The sequence below is a fragment of the Desulfatitalea tepidiphila genome, assembly GCF_001293685.1.
Taxonomy (GTDB): domain Bacteria; phylum Desulfobacterota; class Desulfobacteria; order Desulfobacterales; family Desulfosarcinaceae; genus Desulfatitalea; species Desulfatitalea tepidiphila.
This window is the reverse complement of the sequence record NZ_BCAG01000005.1, coordinates 321,775-336,894: the sequence shown is the minus strand read 5'-3', so window position 1 is coordinate 336,894 and position 15,120 is coordinate 321,775. Positions and strand designations below refer to the sequence as shown.

General features: G+C 62.3%; 16 protein-coding genes. 9 read left to right on the top strand and 7 right to left on the bottom strand.

What is annotated here, in order from left to right:
* Positions 1–19: 19 nt before the first annotated feature.
* The 5 genes from DFT_RS26335 to DFT_RS19225 all read left to right on the top strand — a co-directional run bounded on the left by DFT_RS26335 (position 20) and on the right by DFT_RS19225 (position 3,983).
* Positions 20–163, top strand: coding sequence for a hypothetical protein (locus DFT_RS26335; protein WP_161807208.1), 144 nt, complete (start codon positions 20–22; stop codon positions 161–163).
* A gap of 99 nt (positions 164–262) precedes the next feature.
* Positions 263–457, top strand: coding sequence for a hypothetical protein (locus DFT_RS19240; protein ID WP_054032887.1), 195 nt, complete (start codon positions 263–265; stop codon positions 455–457).
* A gap of 27 nt (positions 458–484) precedes the next feature.
* Complete coding sequence (locus DFT_RS19235; protein ID WP_200907102.1) at positions 485–2,041, top strand: NTP/NDP exchange transporter; 1,557 nt, start codon at positions 485–487, stop codon at positions 2,039–2,041.
* Positions 2,042–2,054: 13 nt separating this feature from the next.
* On the top strand, positions 2,055–2,996 hold the full coding sequence (locus DFT_RS19230; protein WP_054032885.1) for an aldo/keto reductase: 942 nt from the start codon (positions 2,055–2,057) through the stop codon (positions 2,994–2,996).
* Positions 2,997–3,020: 24 nt separating this feature from the next.
* Entirely contained in the window at positions 3,021–3,983 is a 963-nt protein-coding gene (locus tag DFT_RS19225; protein WP_054032884.1) for a class I SAM-dependent methyltransferase, read from the top strand.
* A 41-nt stretch (positions 3,984–4,024) separates the two neighbouring features.
* Here the strand turns inward: DFT_RS19225 and DFT_RS19220 are convergent, their stop codons facing one another.
* Positions 4,025–4,906, bottom strand: coding sequence for an SPOR domain-containing protein (locus DFT_RS19220; protein WP_152972087.1), 882 nt, complete (start codon positions 4,904–4,906; stop codon positions 4,025–4,027).
* Positions 4,907–5,529: 623 nt separating this feature from the next.
* Here DFT_RS19220 and sugE point away from each other — a divergent pair.
* From sugE to DFT_RS19200, 4 genes are all read left to right on the top strand, one after another.
* Positions 5,530–5,850, top strand: a complete 321-nt coding sequence (gene sugE, locus DFT_RS19215) for a quaternary ammonium compound efflux SMR transporter SugE (protein ID WP_054032882.1) — start codon at positions 5,530–5,532, stop codon at positions 5,848–5,850.
* 58 nt (positions 5,851–5,908) lie between these two features.
* Positions 5,909–6,241, top strand: a complete 333-nt coding sequence (locus DFT_RS19210; protein WP_054032881.1) for a hypothetical protein — start codon at positions 5,909–5,911, stop codon at positions 6,239–6,241.
* Between the two features lie 181 nt (positions 6,242–6,422).
* Positions 6,423–6,680: a hypothetical protein gene (locus DFT_RS19205; RefSeq protein ID WP_152972086.1), complete on the top strand. Its 258-nt coding sequence runs from the start codon at positions 6,423–6,425 to the stop codon at positions 6,678–6,680.
* 237 nt (positions 6,681–6,917) lie between these two features.
* Entirely contained in the window at positions 6,918–9,080 is a 2,163-nt protein-coding gene (locus DFT_RS19200; protein WP_054032879.1) for an acetate--CoA ligase family protein, read from the top strand.
* Here DFT_RS19200 and DFT_RS19195 read toward each other — a convergent pair.
* The 6 genes from DFT_RS19195 to DFT_RS26330 are packed head-to-tail and all read right to left on the bottom strand — an operon-like array spanning position 9,077 to position 15,110.
* The gene (locus tag DFT_RS19195) at positions 9,077–9,409 is read right to left on the bottom strand and encodes an AzlD domain-containing protein (RefSeq protein WP_200907101.1); all 333 of its coding nucleotides are present in this window, start codon (positions 9,407–9,409) and stop codon (positions 9,077–9,079) included. The genes DFT_RS19200 and DFT_RS19195 overlap by 4 nt on opposite strands.
* A gap of 1 nt (position 9,410) precedes the next feature.
* Complete coding sequence (locus DFT_RS19190; protein WP_054032877.1) at positions 9,411–10,145, bottom strand: AzlC family ABC transporter permease; 735 nt, start codon at positions 10,143–10,145, stop codon at positions 9,411–9,413.
* A gap of 32 nt (positions 10,146–10,177) precedes the next feature.
* Positions 10,178–11,095 carry a YihY/virulence factor BrkB family protein gene (locus DFT_RS19185; RefSeq protein ID WP_152972085.1) on the bottom strand — a complete coding sequence of 306 codons (918 nt, stop codon included), beginning with the start codon at positions 11,093–11,095 and terminating at the stop codon, positions 10,178–10,180.
* Between the two features lie 42 nt (positions 11,096–11,137).
* Positions 11,138–11,905: a tetratricopeptide repeat protein gene (locus tag DFT_RS19180; RefSeq protein WP_054032875.1), complete on the bottom strand. Its 768-nt coding sequence runs from the start codon at positions 11,903–11,905 to the stop codon at positions 11,138–11,140.
* Complete coding sequence (locus DFT_RS19175; RefSeq protein ID WP_054032874.1) at positions 11,902–13,332, bottom strand: BatD family protein; 1,431 nt, start codon at positions 13,330–13,332, stop codon at positions 11,902–11,904. Before DFT_RS19175 ends, DFT_RS19180 begins: the two co-directional genes overlap by 4 nt.
* Positions 13,332–15,110, bottom strand: coding sequence for a VWA domain-containing protein (locus tag DFT_RS26330; RefSeq protein WP_161807207.1), 1,779 nt, complete (start codon positions 15,108–15,110; stop codon positions 13,332–13,334). Before DFT_RS26330 ends, DFT_RS19175 begins: the two co-directional genes overlap by 1 nt.
* Positions 15,111–15,120 lie beyond the last annotated feature (10 nt).

Genomic DNA, 15,120 nt, shown 5'->3' with positions numbered 1-15,120 from the left:
GATTCAGAGAGGAGGCACCATGAGTTCATCAACCTATGACATCCCCGAAGATATGCGCTGTGAAGAGGTGTGCGCATTGGAGTGGGTGCGCTGCGTCGAGGAGGAAGGCGGCGCAGCCATATGCAAAACCCGCGAGCGCAATTGTTTCAACGAATGCAGCTGACCGCCGATCTGATCGGTCCTGCGGCGGCGGGTATCGCCCGCGCCGAACAGGCGCCCATCGAATCGAGGCGGCGGCGACAGGTATAAAAGGAGATCCAACATGAAAAAGATGCCATCGAGAGATACCAGTGGAAAGTGCAGGGGTGAATGCCGGGACCGTGTTTTCGAAGGCGAGCAGGAACGGCAGCGCACCATCAATAAATCGAACATGGCCTACAGTTCACCGGCCGAAAAGAGTCCTTCCTGGACATTCAGACGAAATGACCCACCGGGGGGCCTCGGCGGCCGTATCTGATGCGTCGGTCGTCCATGACATTCTAAAGTGATCATCCATCGTGGCGGAGATTCGCTCTCCGCCACTTTTTTCTTCCCTACGCCCACCGGGAGAAAAGCCGCAGCTTCAAAACAGACAGAAAACAGGGCGATTGCCGACTGGATAACCAGCGGTCTGAGCCACAATCCGACACCAAAATCGATCCTTGCCGCTGAATCGAGTGGGTGGCGCACGTCCGGAGGCATCCCGTGGCTGAAACGGATGATGGCCCTGAAACAGGGCGAGGCGGCGGCGCTGATCTGGTCATTCCTTTACTTTTTTTCTCTGTTATGCGGCTATTACATCATCCGACCCATGAGAGACGAGATGGGCATCGCCGGCGGGGTGGATAAACTGCAGTGGCTCTTCAGCGGGACGTTTGCCGCCATGCTTGCGGCGGTCCCCCTGTTCGGCTGGATCACCCGCCGATACGCACCCCACCGGTTCCTGATCTTTGTCTACGGTTTTTTTATTTCCAATCTTCTCGTTTTCTTCGTTCTCTTCAAGTCGGCGCTGACCGATGTCCATGTGGCCCGCATCTTCTTCATATGGACCAGCGTCTTCAACCTGTTCATCGTCTCGGTGTTCTGGAGTTTCATGACCGATATCTTCAATACCGAGCAGGCAAAACGCCTTTTCGGCGTCATCGCCGCCGGCGGCACGGCCGGTGCGCTGACCGGCCCGGCCCTTACAGCGATGCTGGTGATCCGCACTGGCCCGACGAACCTGCTTCTGGTCTCGGCCCTCTTTTTGACGGTGGCGGCCCTGTGCGTCCAGCGCCTGGTGGCCTGGCGCCATGCGAAGGACAAGAAGGGCGATGGTTCCTTCGGGGCCGGCCGCGGCAATGCCCATGACCCCGGGGAAGCGGACCGATTCATTGATTCTGGAAACGATTCAGCCAAAGATGCGGCCATCGGCGGCGGGGTGCTGGCCGGCATACGGCTGGTCTTCACTTCCACCTATCTGTCCGGCATCTGCTTGATGATCTTTCTCTTCTCTTCGCTGGCGACCTTTCTCTATTTTCAACAGGCGCACATCATCCGGGATCGGTTCGATGATCCGGCCGTCCGCACCGCTCTGTTCGCCGGCATCGATTTCGCGGTCAATGCGCTGACCCTGACCCTTCAACTCTTTTTGACCGGCCGCATCATCGATCGCCTGGGACTCGGGCGGGCCCTGGCCCTGATCCCGGTACTGCTCGGTGCCGGTTTCCTGGTCATGGGGTTTGCGCCGCTGCTCGGCGTGCTGGTGCTCGTCCAGGTGCTGCGCCGGGCCGGCAACTACGCCATCACGCGGCCGGGCCGTGAAATGCTTTATGTCGTACTGACCAAGGAAGAGAAGTACAAGGCCAAGAATTTCATCGACACCGTGGTGTATCGCGGCGGAGACGCCTTGAGTGCCTGGCTCTATGCCGCCATGCAAAGCATCGGATTGACGCTGTCGGCCATTGCCTTTCTCGCCGTTCCCATGGCCTGCCTTTGGGCCTGGGTCTCCTATCGCCTGGGCCGTCGACAGGCCGAACTTGCGGCGGACGAACTTGGTGGTCGGGCGCGAAACCCGATTTAGAAGGGAGGATGTTATGACGACAACGATTACAAAGCCGATCAGACTGAGTCGCCGCGCCTTTATGGGCTCATTGGGATTGATGACCCTCGGCGTGGCGTTTACCCCGAGGGATATCCTGGCGATGGTTCCCGAACCCCTTGAACGCGCCATACCGTCCAGTGGCGAACGGATTCCGGTCATCGGCATGGGCACCTCGCGCACCTTCAATGCGGGCAGCCATCCGGACGAGATAGAGCGGCTGGCCGACGTACTCTCGATCTTTTTCCAACAGGGCGGCACGGTCATCGATTCATCGCCAATGTATGGTTCGGCGGAGAGGGTGGTGGGCCGCTTGTTGAGTCACTTGAACGCGGATGGCCTTTTTGCCGCCACCAAGGTGTGGACCGACGGCCGCCAGGCCGGCGAAGACCAGATGCGGCAATCCATGCGGTTGATGGGCGTCGAAGTGATGGACCTGATGCAGATTCACAATCTGCGCGATTGGCGGACCCACCTGGAGACCTTGCGTCAATGGCGCTCCGAGGGGAAAATCCGTTACATCGGCGTTACCACCTCGCACGGCCGCGATCACCGGGAGCTGGAAGAGATCATGCGAACCGAACGGATCGATTTCGTTCAGTTTTCCTACAACATCGAAGACCGCGTCCCCGAGGAACGGCTGTTGCCGCTGGCGGCCGACCGGGGGATCGCCACCCTGATCAACCGTCCGTATCAGCGCGGCGGGCTCTTCGTCAGGGTCAAGGGACAGGCGGTGCCCGAATGGGCCGGTGAATTCGATGCCCGCAGCTGGGGCCAGTTTTTCCTGAAATTCATCCTGGCCCATCCGGCGGTCACCTGCATCATACCGGCCACATCCAAAACCCGTCACATGAAGGACAACATGGGCGCCAATTTCGGCCGAATACCCGATTCAACCGAGCGCAAAAAGATGATACAGTACGTCGAGTCGATTTAATCCACACCGAACCACGGCGGACCCATGGCAGAAGCGCAGCAGGAACACTATGGACAGCAGGCCGAAATGCTGGCCAACAAGGTCAAAAAACGCTATCGCCACCTGCGCAAGCGTTTCGAACGGGAGCACATCGAGGTTTTCAGGCTTTACGACTGGGACATTCCCGAGATCCGGGCGGTGGTGGACTGGTATGCCGGGCATCTGGTGATCGGCGAGTACACCCGCAAGCAGTCCACACCGGAATGGTTGCCGCTGATGGGGGCGGCCGTCGGCGAGGCCCTGGGCGTGCCGCCCGAAAACATCCACCTGAAGGCGCGCTACTACGGCAAAGCCGAAGGACGGCGATACGAGCGTATAGACCACACCGACCGCACGATCACCGTTTCGGAACGAGACTTCAAATTTATCGTCAATCCCTGGGATTACGTGGATACCGGGCTGTTCGGCGACCATCGCAACACGCGTCAGATGGTTCGCGAGATGGCCGCCGGCAAGGAATTTCTGAACCTGTTTTGTTACACCGGCACCTTCTCCTGCTATGCGGCCCGTGGCGGCGCCCGTTCGACCGTGTCCGTGGATCGATCCAAGAGCGCCATTCAATGGGCCCGCCGGAATTTTGCGCTCAACGAGGTGCCGGAAAAGGAGAACCGGCTGATCCAGGCCCACGCCTTCGAGTTTCTATCGGCGGCAAGGGGCAAATCCCAGCGCTTTAACCTGGCGGTGGTCGATCCCCCCTCTTTTTACACGATCGAGAAGGAAGGCGAATCCTTCGACATCGTCGCGGATCACCTGCGGTTGCTGACCGATGTCGCGGCCCTCGTGCGGCCGGGTGGCACGATTCTTTTTTCTACCAACCACCAGAGTTTTACCGATCAACTGGCGTTGTTGAATGCGGCCGAGGTCGAGGAGATCACCGGCCGCACCATACCCGAAGACTACCTTCACAAACGCAAGCACATTCACCGCTGCTGGCGCATCGTGCTCTGAGGCCGCGCCAAACCCTGCCCGGCCAATAGGATCCCTCGAGGCTACATCGAGCCGGCGCGGACGATGACGGCCTGCATATTTTCCTTTTCCTTGAAATCGGCCAGCGTTTCGGAGGCCTCCTGGTGGCCGTCGAACTGCCCGAACCGCACCATATAAAACGAACGCCGGCGTGCATCGGTCACTTCAAACAGATAGGCCGGATAGCCCCGCTGTTGCAGGTCGGCCATTTTGGCGTCGGCATTCTCCTTGTTCCGATAAGCCCCCACTTGGATGGTATATCCTTGGAAAGTGGATACTTGGGTCGGAACCGGCGCCTTTTCGTCTGTTTCGGCAGGGGCGGCCGCTGCTGGTTCAGCTTCGTTCTCCTCGCCGGCCGAGGTGGAATCGTCGGCCGATGCCGGCGGGCGCTCCCGGGACGGGGTGGGCTCTTCGGCCGCCGTTGCGCCTTCGGTCTGTGCGGCGCTCTCGGATGAGGCCGGTGTAGCCGGCGATGTTTCAGGTTTTGAAGGGGTCGAGGGTGTCGATGGGGCGACGGCGGCCAGTGGCGGCTTTGCCTCGTCTTTTACATTCGACTCGGCCGAATCGGCGCCGGCATCGCTCTCTCTGGCCGATGCTGCCGAACCGTCGGCGTCCGGGAAGGCGTCGTCCTGAACGGCCTCGGGTGCGGTGCTCTCCTTGGTTATGTCGCCGGCCGCTGTGCCCTGGGCCGAATCTCCTGCCTCCTCATCGGTCGCGGGCTGCGGCCGGGTCTCCGGCACTTGCGGTATCTTGGCCGTCACGATGGGTGGGGGCGCCGTGTGGGGCGTCGGCTTGGGCAGCAGCAGCAACGTGACCCCGGCCGCCACGATCAAGAGGGCCAGGCCAATCAACCATCCCCATGGGATGGTGCCTCTTATCTCTTGGGGTATCGTTTTTCTCTTCAACGCAGCTAACCTCCACGCTTGGCAAATAAAAGAAACGACTATTTTTGGACTTGCGGTATCGCAACCGCAGAATATACCCCTTTTCAAAGCGATGTAAAACCCATATTGCGGGTGGCGGCAATTCTGACTGAATGTTATGCCTTTGCATTAAACCCGGCCCGGGTGGGACAGGTGGCCGATGCCACACGCCAAGCGGTCAAGTGTCGCTAAAATGCACGGCGGGCGGCCCAGAAACTCGCTGCGCTCAAACAGTCTGGGCCGCTTGTCCGCCGTTTGCATTAAAGCGACACTAAACCGCATGGCTCAAGTGGCCCTGGCAACCTGCCCCACCCGGGCCTAGTCGCCTTTCCCTAACGAACCAAAACAAGATCTGATTTTCGGCAAATTCGCTCAGATGCATGCGGCCATGGAAATAGTCGAAGCTATTGTTTCGCTCAACTTAGGCCTAATCAACGCGAAGGCTGTAGCGTCTGCAGCGAAAAACGTAGCAGACACGATCCTGTAAATGGGGTTTGGGTATTAAAAAAATCAGTTATTACATTGACATAACAAAACTGTGGCGATAATTTGCAGGCTGCTGACGATCAAAATGCAATCAAAGTGAATTCATCTAAAGGAAACATATGGCTTGGGTCATTCTGGTTGTTGCGGGACTGTTTGAGACCGGCTGGGCGATCGGGTTGAAGTACACCGACGGATTTACCCGGCTGTGGCCCACGGTCTGGACCGTCGTGGCGATGATGATCAGTCTCTGGTTGCTGGGCCTGGCCATGAAGTCGCTGCCGGTGGGCACCGCCTATGCTGTTTGGGTCGGCGTGGGCGCTGTCGGAACCGTCTTGCTGGGGATCGTTCTGCTGGGTGAAGCTGCAAATGCCGCCCGGCTGATCAGCGTTGGGTTGATCATTGCGGGGATCGTCGGGCTGAAGATGGCTACACCGGGGTGATGGTAAGCGGGATGACGGTAAAAGGGGGATTTCTGACTTTTTTGCGATTATAGCAGATATGAACAGCGAAACAGACGAACAGAATGCGATCATCATCAACGAAGTGCAGCTCGTTCTGGCTGAAAAGCGCACCTCTCTGGCGGTCATGCGCACAGGTATAGCCGTTCTGGCCCTTCCGCTGTCGGTGATGAGTGTGTTGATTGCCACGTCGAAATATTACGATGTGCTTCACGTCCTGCATTTGCTCATCCCTCTGGGCGCGCTGTGCGCAGCCCTGGTCGCTTTCAGCGCCTACCTGATCATCCGCTCGATGATCAGGATGCTGCGCTATGATCGTCTGATCCATGAAATCAAGCTGCAGCACAGTGATCTGGGGAAATTTATCGCCTGACGAAACAGGCCGGCCGGAGATGGCGGTCGGGTCAAAAATAGGGGTTGATCTCCGTTTGGGTTGCCTTCTATAGTGCCCGAACCGCCCGGCAAGTGTGAGGCCGGATATGATCGCTGCGGACACAGATCGACACGAACCGTGCAGGTGGATCGCAGATCCGCCTTGAATGAGAGCGAACGCCTTGCAAAAGAGACCGTTGACACCCGGATACCTGTTTTTTTACCTGATTTTTCTGCCGGACACGTGGCAGATCCTCATTGCCTTCATCACCGCGGTGATCGTCACCCCCCGGATCCTGACGCCGGATGTGGGCGCGGCGGGATCGGCCATCGTGCATGTGATGGTGGCCGGCAATGTCTATGTGATTACCCGACCCATCGGAAGGCGCATCAGCGCCTTTTTGAAAAAACTCGTTCTGAAACGCCAGGGCTCCCGTTGAACGGGGCGCCGATGCGTGACGGCGGCGCTGCAATAGAACGAACGTTCGTTTTTATGCGTTGACGCCCTCCTGCCGAACTGGTAAATTCTATCCACTGAACACCGTTCAAAAGATAACCCTGCAACCGGTTCAAACCACCCGTTGGATCAATTGCCGGTCATCTCTCCTGCTGGTTGTGCGCGCCGTTTCATCGGCAGGGGACGTCAGGGGCGACCGAATCCTCGAAAGGCAGATGCTTTGGAACCTTCAGAATGGATTGCCCGTTGCCGTAACGAAAACCGACGCTCTCTCGATGAGGCGGAATCCAAACAGATCCTCGGCCATTACGGAATTCCCGTGGTGCCGGAGGTGATCGTCACCAGTGACACCCAGCTCGTTTCCGCCGCCCAATCCGTGGGGTACCCTGTGGTGCTGAAAGGGCTGGGCAGCAAACTGACCCACAAGACCGAATTGGGTCTCGTCAAGATCAATCTGCAGACGCCGGATCAGCTCAGGGCCGCCTTTGACGACATCAAAGCTGCCGCCGGGGACGCCTGGGAGGGGTGCCTCGTACAGCCCATGATCGCCGGCCGGCGCGAGTTCGTCGCCGGGTTGACCCGCGATCCCCAATTCGGGCCCGTGGTGATGTTCGGCCTGGGCGGCGTGTTTGCCGAGGCGCTCGGCGATGTGGTGTTTCGCATCGCGCCCATCGATGAACGGCAGGCCCTGGCCATGATGGACGAGCTGGCCGCGCGCGCGCTCCTGGGGGATTTCCGGGGCGAGGCGGCTGCCGACCGGACGGCGCTGGCCGCCGCCCTGACGGGACTTTCCAGGCTCGGGCTGGAGTATCCGCAAATCGCGGAGGCGGACATCAATCCGCTGATCGTCTCCGCCGACGGCACGGTCACGGCGGTGGATGCCCTGGTGGTCCTGGCCGACCCGGACACCGCCGCTCCGGCCCTCGATGCACCGGAAGTCGAGGAGCGGGTCGCCCGTCTCAATGCCGCCCTGGAGGTGATGGCCCATCCCCGATCCATTGCCGTGGTGGGTGTGGCGCGCACCCAGATCGGAGGATTTCCCGGCATTTACCGCTGTATCCGCAATTTCGGCTTCGAGGGGCGGCTCTATCCCATCAATCCCCGGGCCGACGAAATCGAAGGCATCAAGGCCTATCCCACACTGACCGCTTTGCCCGAACCCGTGGACCTGGTGGTGATCTCCGTGCCGGCCCCGGCCGTGCCGGCGGCCCTGAAGGATTGCATCGCCGCGGACTGCCGGAACGTCCACATCTTCTCTTCGGGATTCAAGGAGACCGATGAACCCGAGGGCATCCGCCTGCAGGCCGAGGTGCAGCAGATCGCCGTAGACGGCGGTCTGAATCTCATCGGCCCCAACTGCATGGGACTCTATGTGCCGGCCTCGCGCCTGGTCACCTGGGTATCGGCCCCTGCGCCCAGCGGGCCGGTGGCCATGGTGAGCCAGAGCGGCGGCAATGCCCAGGATTTCACCAATTACGCGGCGGATACCTACGGCCTTCATTTCAGCAAGGTGTTCAGTTACGGCAATGCCGTGGTGCTGGACAGCACCGATTTTATGGCCTACCTCGCCGGGGACGCGGACACCCGCATCATCGCCATGTATCTGGAAGGGGTTAAAAACGGCCGCCGGCTGCTCGGGCAGGTGCGTGAGATCAACCGGGACAAGCCGGTGGTGATGGTAAAAGGCGGCGTGACCGAATCCGGAGCCCGCACCGTGGCATCGCACACCGGCTCCCTGGCCGGCGGGGTCAAGATCTGGCAGGCCTTTTTCAAGCAGACCGGCGCCATCCAGGCCGACTCCCTGGAGGAGATGGCCGATGTGGTCCTGGCCTTGCGCCACCTGCCGCCCTGGCAGGGCCGTGGCCTGGCGATCCTGGGCACCGGCGGCGGTATCGGCGTGGCGGCGGCCGACAGCTGCGCCAAGGCGGGGCTGGAGATGCCGGCCCTGACGCCGGCCCTTATGGCCCGGCTCAGGGAGATCATCCCGCCGGCCGGCAACATGATCCGCAATCCCATCGACGCCCACCTCCTGCTGACCAATCTCGATTTGCTCGGGCCCACCCTCGGGCACCTGTCAGCCGAGCCGAACCTGCACCTGTTCGTCATCTCCCTGCACCTGGACTGGCTCTTCGGTTTGGAGCAGGGCGCGCATGTCGAACGCATCGGCCATTACATCGCCGGGGAGGCGCGCCGGCACACCAGCGGCAAGCCCGTGGTGGTGGTGTGGCGCCAGTATCAGCCCCAGGCGGCGATTCAACAGACGCGGATGCGACTGGAAAAGATCTTTCGCGACGCCGGCGTGCCGTTTTACCACGGGCTGGACAGGGCCGTGACGGCCCTGTCCAAGGTGGCGGCTTATCACCGGTTTCAGGCGGGCGCCTAAATCCAGCCCATGGCCAGCACGGCCCGCCATGCCCAGAAACAGGCCATGCCGCCCACGATGGTGAGCAGCAGGTGCCGGCTCAGCCAGCCGATGGCGAGGGTCGCGCCGGCGCCGACCAGATAGGGATTGGCAAGGGAAAATTGCAGGTTCTGGCCGTCGGGGAACAGGGCGAAGGGTACCACGATGGCCGTGAGAACGGCCGGCGGCACGTAACGCAGCGCCCGCCGAAGACCGTCGGACAACTCGACGCGTCCCGAAAGCGGCAGCAGCAGGTAGCGGATGAGAAAAGTGACCAGCGCCATGGCGCCAACCAGATAGAACGTCTCCACGTCACGCCTCCGGGCTCGGGGTGTCATCCGTGGTCGAAGCCCACCGTTCGGCCAGCAGGCCGGCCCCCACCCCGATCAGCGAAGCGGCCAGCAATCCCAATTTATGCGGCAGGCCTTGAAAGACGATGGCGCTCGCCCCGGCCGCCAGCATGGCCGCGTAATTGGGGCGGTCCTTCAGGTAGGGGATCAGCATGCCGATGAAGGCCGCCAGCATGGCGAAATCGAGCCCCCAGTCGGCGATACCGGCCAGGAGCCGCCCGGCCACCAATCCCACGATCGTGCACAGGTTCCAATTGACGTACATGAAGAGCATGGAGCCCAGCTGGTACCAGTGGTCGTCCGGTCGGGTCCCTGGCGCCTGCCAGCGCCGCACCGCCACGGCAAAGGTCTCGTCGGTCAGGCCGAAGGCCAGCGCGGCCTGCCACCTGCGGGGCAGGCGCTGCAGGTAGGGCAGCAGGGTGGCGGTGTAGAGCAGGTGGCGGAAATTGACCACCAGGGTGGTGAGGGCGATCAACGGCCAGGCCGCGCCGTTGGCCAGCATGCCCAGGGCCACGAACTGGGCCGACCCGGCGAACACGAACAAGGACATGCCCAGGGCGCCGGCTGCGCAAAGACCGGCGCTGCCCGACAGGGTGCCGAAGATGATGCCGAACGGAATGGCGCCGATGATCAGCGGCAGCGTGTCGCGCATGCCTTCGTAAAAGGATCGGCGCCGGCTAGGGCTGATGGTTGCCATGGGCCTCTGGAGATTCTCGGATTTCTGATGCGCTAGCGGCTCGATGGCCGGGTACGCGGTCGGTCGTCCCACACCTTGTAGGGGCCGCCATGCAGTACATACATGTATTCCACGGAATAGAGCAAGGCAAGGGACGAGTAGAACACCCAGAGCAAAATGATGCACACCGAACTGAGCGACCCGAACAGGACGTTGATTCGGGTGACGTGCTGGATATAGAAGCCGAAGACCACGCGCGCCAGAATCCATGACCCGGCGAAGAGGGCGGCCGCGGCCACGCGGTGATGCATTTTGATGGGCGTCGACAGGAACAGCCGGGCGGTGGCGAGGAAAAAGAGGATCAGGATCAGGGCGGAAACGATGTTGTACTGGTTGAAGGTGACGTAGTCGATGGCCGTGGCGTAAATATCGTGGATGTAGGGGTCTTGCGCCAGGACTTGCTGCAGCGGCCGGACCGTGTCGGCGGCCAGGGTCCAGATCAGGTTGGCCATGAAAAAGAGCAGGATGGCAAAGATGCTCATGGCGGCATAGGCGATATGTCCCTTGAGCAGATGGCGCCGCTCCAGGTGAAAGATCCGGCGGAACGCCTCTTCCAGGGATTTGAACAACAGGCCGCTGACAATGGGCAGCATCAGCAGGTTGATCGTGGTGAACGAGCCCAGGCCGACCGATTCGATGAGGTGGGTTTGAATCCAGCTCCGTGAGACGAAGGGGATGACCTGGGTGATATCCTCCACGAGGATGTCCACCATGTTGTCCGGCATCATGCCCGGCAGAAAGAGATCCTTGAAAAAGTTGAGCAGAAAGAGGAACAGCGCCGAAAAGGGAATGATCGAGAGCAGGAAGACAAACGAGATCGAGGCGGAGACGGTCAAACAGTCATCCCACACGAAGTTGCGGGCGGCGATGCCGAAGGCATCGCGATAGAACCGACATTTTCGTTTCAACATGTACACGGCCGCTGTCCCGCTCAGGTCATCACGCAATCGTCTCTATTGTATCGTATCGATCAGGCCCACCGCCTGTTGTTCAATCCATCCGATCTTATCGGCCGAATAACGGATTTGATAATGATTTTTTTGTTGCTTGACCACGCGTACCTTTGCACCGGCATGCAGCACGAACAGTTCGGTATCGGTCGGCTGGTGGCCGGAACGCACCGATACGGCTTCGGGCAGGATGACGGCCTGTCGTCGCCGGCCGTCGTCGTAGAGGTTGGCCGCAGCGGTCAGGATGAGGACGAGGGCGGGGACGGCCACGAGAAGGGCGGTCCGGAAAAACCCTCTTCGCCGGGTCAGCCGCCAGGCGATCATGAGCAGCCAGAAGATCAGGTTGCCGGCCAGTCCCGTGACGGCGATGGCGCGTCGGCTCAGCTGGTAGTTCCAGAAAAAGAGGATGCGGGCCAGGGAAATCGCCGTATCTTCCGTGCGGTCCCGGGTCAGGGATCGGGCATAATCGAGGTTGAACCGAAGGTCCGGATCGTTGGGCCGCAGCCGGGCGGCCCGCTCATACCAGAGAATGGCCGGGCCCAGCCGGTCGGCCTTCAGGCAGGCGTTGCCCAGGTTGTAGAAGAGCTCCGGGTTGGCGACGCCGCTGCGGACGATCTTTTCCCACTGGTCGATGGCCTGCTCGTACCGTCCGGCCTGGTAGGCTTCCAGGCCCGCCAGAAACTGCCGGGCCAAGGGCGATGCGGCCGATGTCGCCCACCACAGCGCCAGGGCGGCGGCCGCCCAGGCGAGGATGCGAATCGATCGGATCATGGGATCAGCCTCCGGATCATCTGGCGCGTGCCGACGAGCAGCCGCTCGCGTTCCTCCCTGGATATCCGCGCGCCGCTGAATTTGCTCGATTCGATTTGGGTGAGCAGTTCGGCCGCCTGCCGGGACAATTCCGGATCCACGCCGTGGCCGCACAGCAGCGTTTCGGCCTCTTTCCATGCCAGGGCTTCGCCGCTCCGGCCGATGCGTGCGAAGATGGCCGAGGTGAGGGCCTGGTACAGTGCGGTCAAAAAGGCCGAGGCGTCGGCGGCGATCTGGACACGGGCGGTTTTCATGGCCTGGCGTGTCCGGTTGCGCATGCGCGCGACCGGGTGGCGGTCCATGCGCCGGGCACGCTGGATCAGGACCGTGGCCCCGAAGCCCGCGGCCGGCAGCAGCAGACCGAGCAGGAGCATGGGCCAGGTGAGGGGACGATGCGGCGTCAGGGCGGTCAGGCCCTCCTTGGGCGGCAGAATGTCCCGGCCGGTAAAGGTCACCGCCGATTTTTCGGGTTGCGCAGCCGCCGGGCCGGCGGCCGGGGGAAAGGCCGGTGCGGCTTCGCCCGGCGCCACGGACAGGGCGGGCAGGGGCACGGTCAGGGTGCGATAGGTCTCCTGAACCACGTCGAAATAGACCATTTGCGCCCCGGGCAATGGGACGTCGCCGGCCTGCACCGGCACCAGCGCCGTGCGGAAGCTCTTTTTCCCCTGGTAACCGTCGGCGGTCAGTTCGATCTGTTCGTCGGGTGCGTCGGCGTAGGTCTTGATCGTTTCCGGCATGGCGATCGGCGGGGGCGCCGCATCGGCGATGTTGCCCCGGCCCTGGATGGAGAGGGTCAGTGTCGTGGAGTCGCCCACTTTGAGCCGGGTGTTGTCGATGGCGGCCGTCATGTCGAACTCGCCGATCAGCCCCGAAAACGGGAACGGGCCGTCCCAGGGGGGCAGGGGGCGGACGGTCACGGCCAGGGGCTGGCTTTTCAGCACCCGGGGCTCCACGCGGCCGCGAAGAATAAAGGGATCGTCGAAGAAGTCGTCGAAGGGGGTACGGCGTCGCTGCCGGTCCGGCCTCACGATACCCAACTGGAGGGTGGCCGCACCGATGGTGTGCGCGCCGGGCGCAAGGGGCACCAGTACATAATAGATCTCGGTGACCACGTACTCCCGGCCGTCGATGGTTTCCCGCCGCGACGCGCGGTCTGCGATCTCCTTGGCTATAAAACCGTCGAACGCCGGCGGTTGGAGGGTGGCGTCGGTCACCCGGACCGATTGATAGAGCGCGAAGCGGTAGGTGATCTGCTGGCCTGCATATGGATCTGGGTCGGAAACGGTCGCCGTCACCCACACCTCGCGGGCGGCCGGTTCGGCGGCAACGGCCGGGGCCACCGATATCAACAGCCACAGCAGGCCTATGATCCATCGCCGTCGGTTCATCACCAATCCTTTTCCACCTGGCGCCGTTGATACCGGGGCATCATGGCCCGGCCGGGTTCGTCCTTGAGCCGGTTGAGCATCTGGACGGCGGCCGGGGCGCCGGATTGTCGGTCCCGGCCTTCGGCCGCCGGGTCGTTTCCGGGGGAGGTTGGCGCATCTGCCTGGGGCGATGCCTCGCCAGATTCCGGCGCCTCGGGCCCTCGTTGTGCTTTATCCTGCTGTTGGTCCGGGTCGCGGGACGATGGGCTGCCCTGGGTTGTCGTTTCGTCCGATCCAGTCTGTTTTTCGGGGGGCGGTGCGCCGTCCTGCCCGGAAGAGGCCGCCGGGTTCTCCTGTTTCTCTTCGGCGCCCTCACCGCCGTCCGCTTTTGGCGGTGGTTGCCGTTTCATCTGTTCGCGGACGAAATCCAGGTTGGCCCGGGCCTGTTCGTCGCTGGGATCGACGGCCAGCGCGGCCTGGTAATGGGCGACGGCCTCCTCCAGGGCCTGGCGGCGGTAGGCCGTGTTGCCCAGGTTGTAGCGCAACTTGGCCTGCAGTTCCGGCGGGGCCTGGGAGAGGGCCCGGTTGTAATAGGCTTCGGCGGCATCGTAATCGCCGCTTTTGTAATAGGCATTACCGATGTTGTACAGCACCCGGGGATCGTCCGGTCGATGGACCTGCCCCTGCAGAAACTGTTCGAGGGCCTGATCGAATTGTTCCTGCCGATAGGCCTCATACCCCTTTTGCAGGGGACCGGCTGCCGCCGGACCGGGGGCTGGGCCGAGGAGGATCAAGGCGGCGCACAGCGCGGCCGCCCCGGTTCTGGCTTCGGGGATGGCCCAGGCGGCCAGCAGCAGGATCAACGCCAGGGAGAGGGGCCACTGGAACCGGTCGGCCCACACCTGTTTGCGTCCGCTTTCCAGCGCGGCGTCGGCCATGGTGCCGCGAATCTGTTCGCGGTAGATGCGATCCAGGTCCATATCCCCCGCCACCGAACGGACGTAGGCGCCGCCGGTGGCCAGGGCCAGGCGGCTGAGCAGCGCCTCGTCCAGGCGGGAAATGACGATGCTGCCGGCCGCATCTTTCTGGAAACCGCCCTTGGCGGCCGGTACCGGGACGCCCGAATCTGCGCCCACGCCGATACAGAACAGCTTGACGCCCGCCTTTTGGGCCGCCAGGGCCGCGGCCTGGGGATCGGTCCGGCCCGTGTGTTCGCCGTCGGTGATGAGGATAACGGCCTTGTCGGCCGGGTCTTGGGGATCGAAGGCGTCGAGCGCGGCCTGGATGGCCGCTCCCAGATCGGTGCCGCCTACGGGCAGGTAGTCGGGGGTCAGGACATCGAGGAAGAGGTCGAAGGCGGCATAGTCCAGGGTGAGCGGGCACTGCAGAAAGGCGGTCCCGCCGAAGGCCACCAGGCCCACGCGGTCGCCGCGCAGCATGGCCAGCAGATCGATGATTTCCCGCTTGGCCCGGTCCAGCCGCGTGGGTTGAATATCCTGGGCCAGCATGCTGCGTGAACAGTCCAGGGCCACGATCAGGTCTACACCCCGGCGTTCGACCTTTTGCCAGCGAAAACCATACTGGGGGCCGGCCATGGCAATGATCAGCAGCAGCGCGGCCGTTACAATCAATCCGGCCTGCAGCCGACGCCGCCGGTCCATGCCCCGGGGTGCGATCGTCTGCAGCGTGGCGGGGACGCCGAAACGCGCCATGATCCGTTTGCGTCGCCGCCAGCCATAGGCATAGACCAGCAGCAGCAAAGGGATGGCCCACAACAGGAACAGCATGTCGATGTGCATGAATGTCATC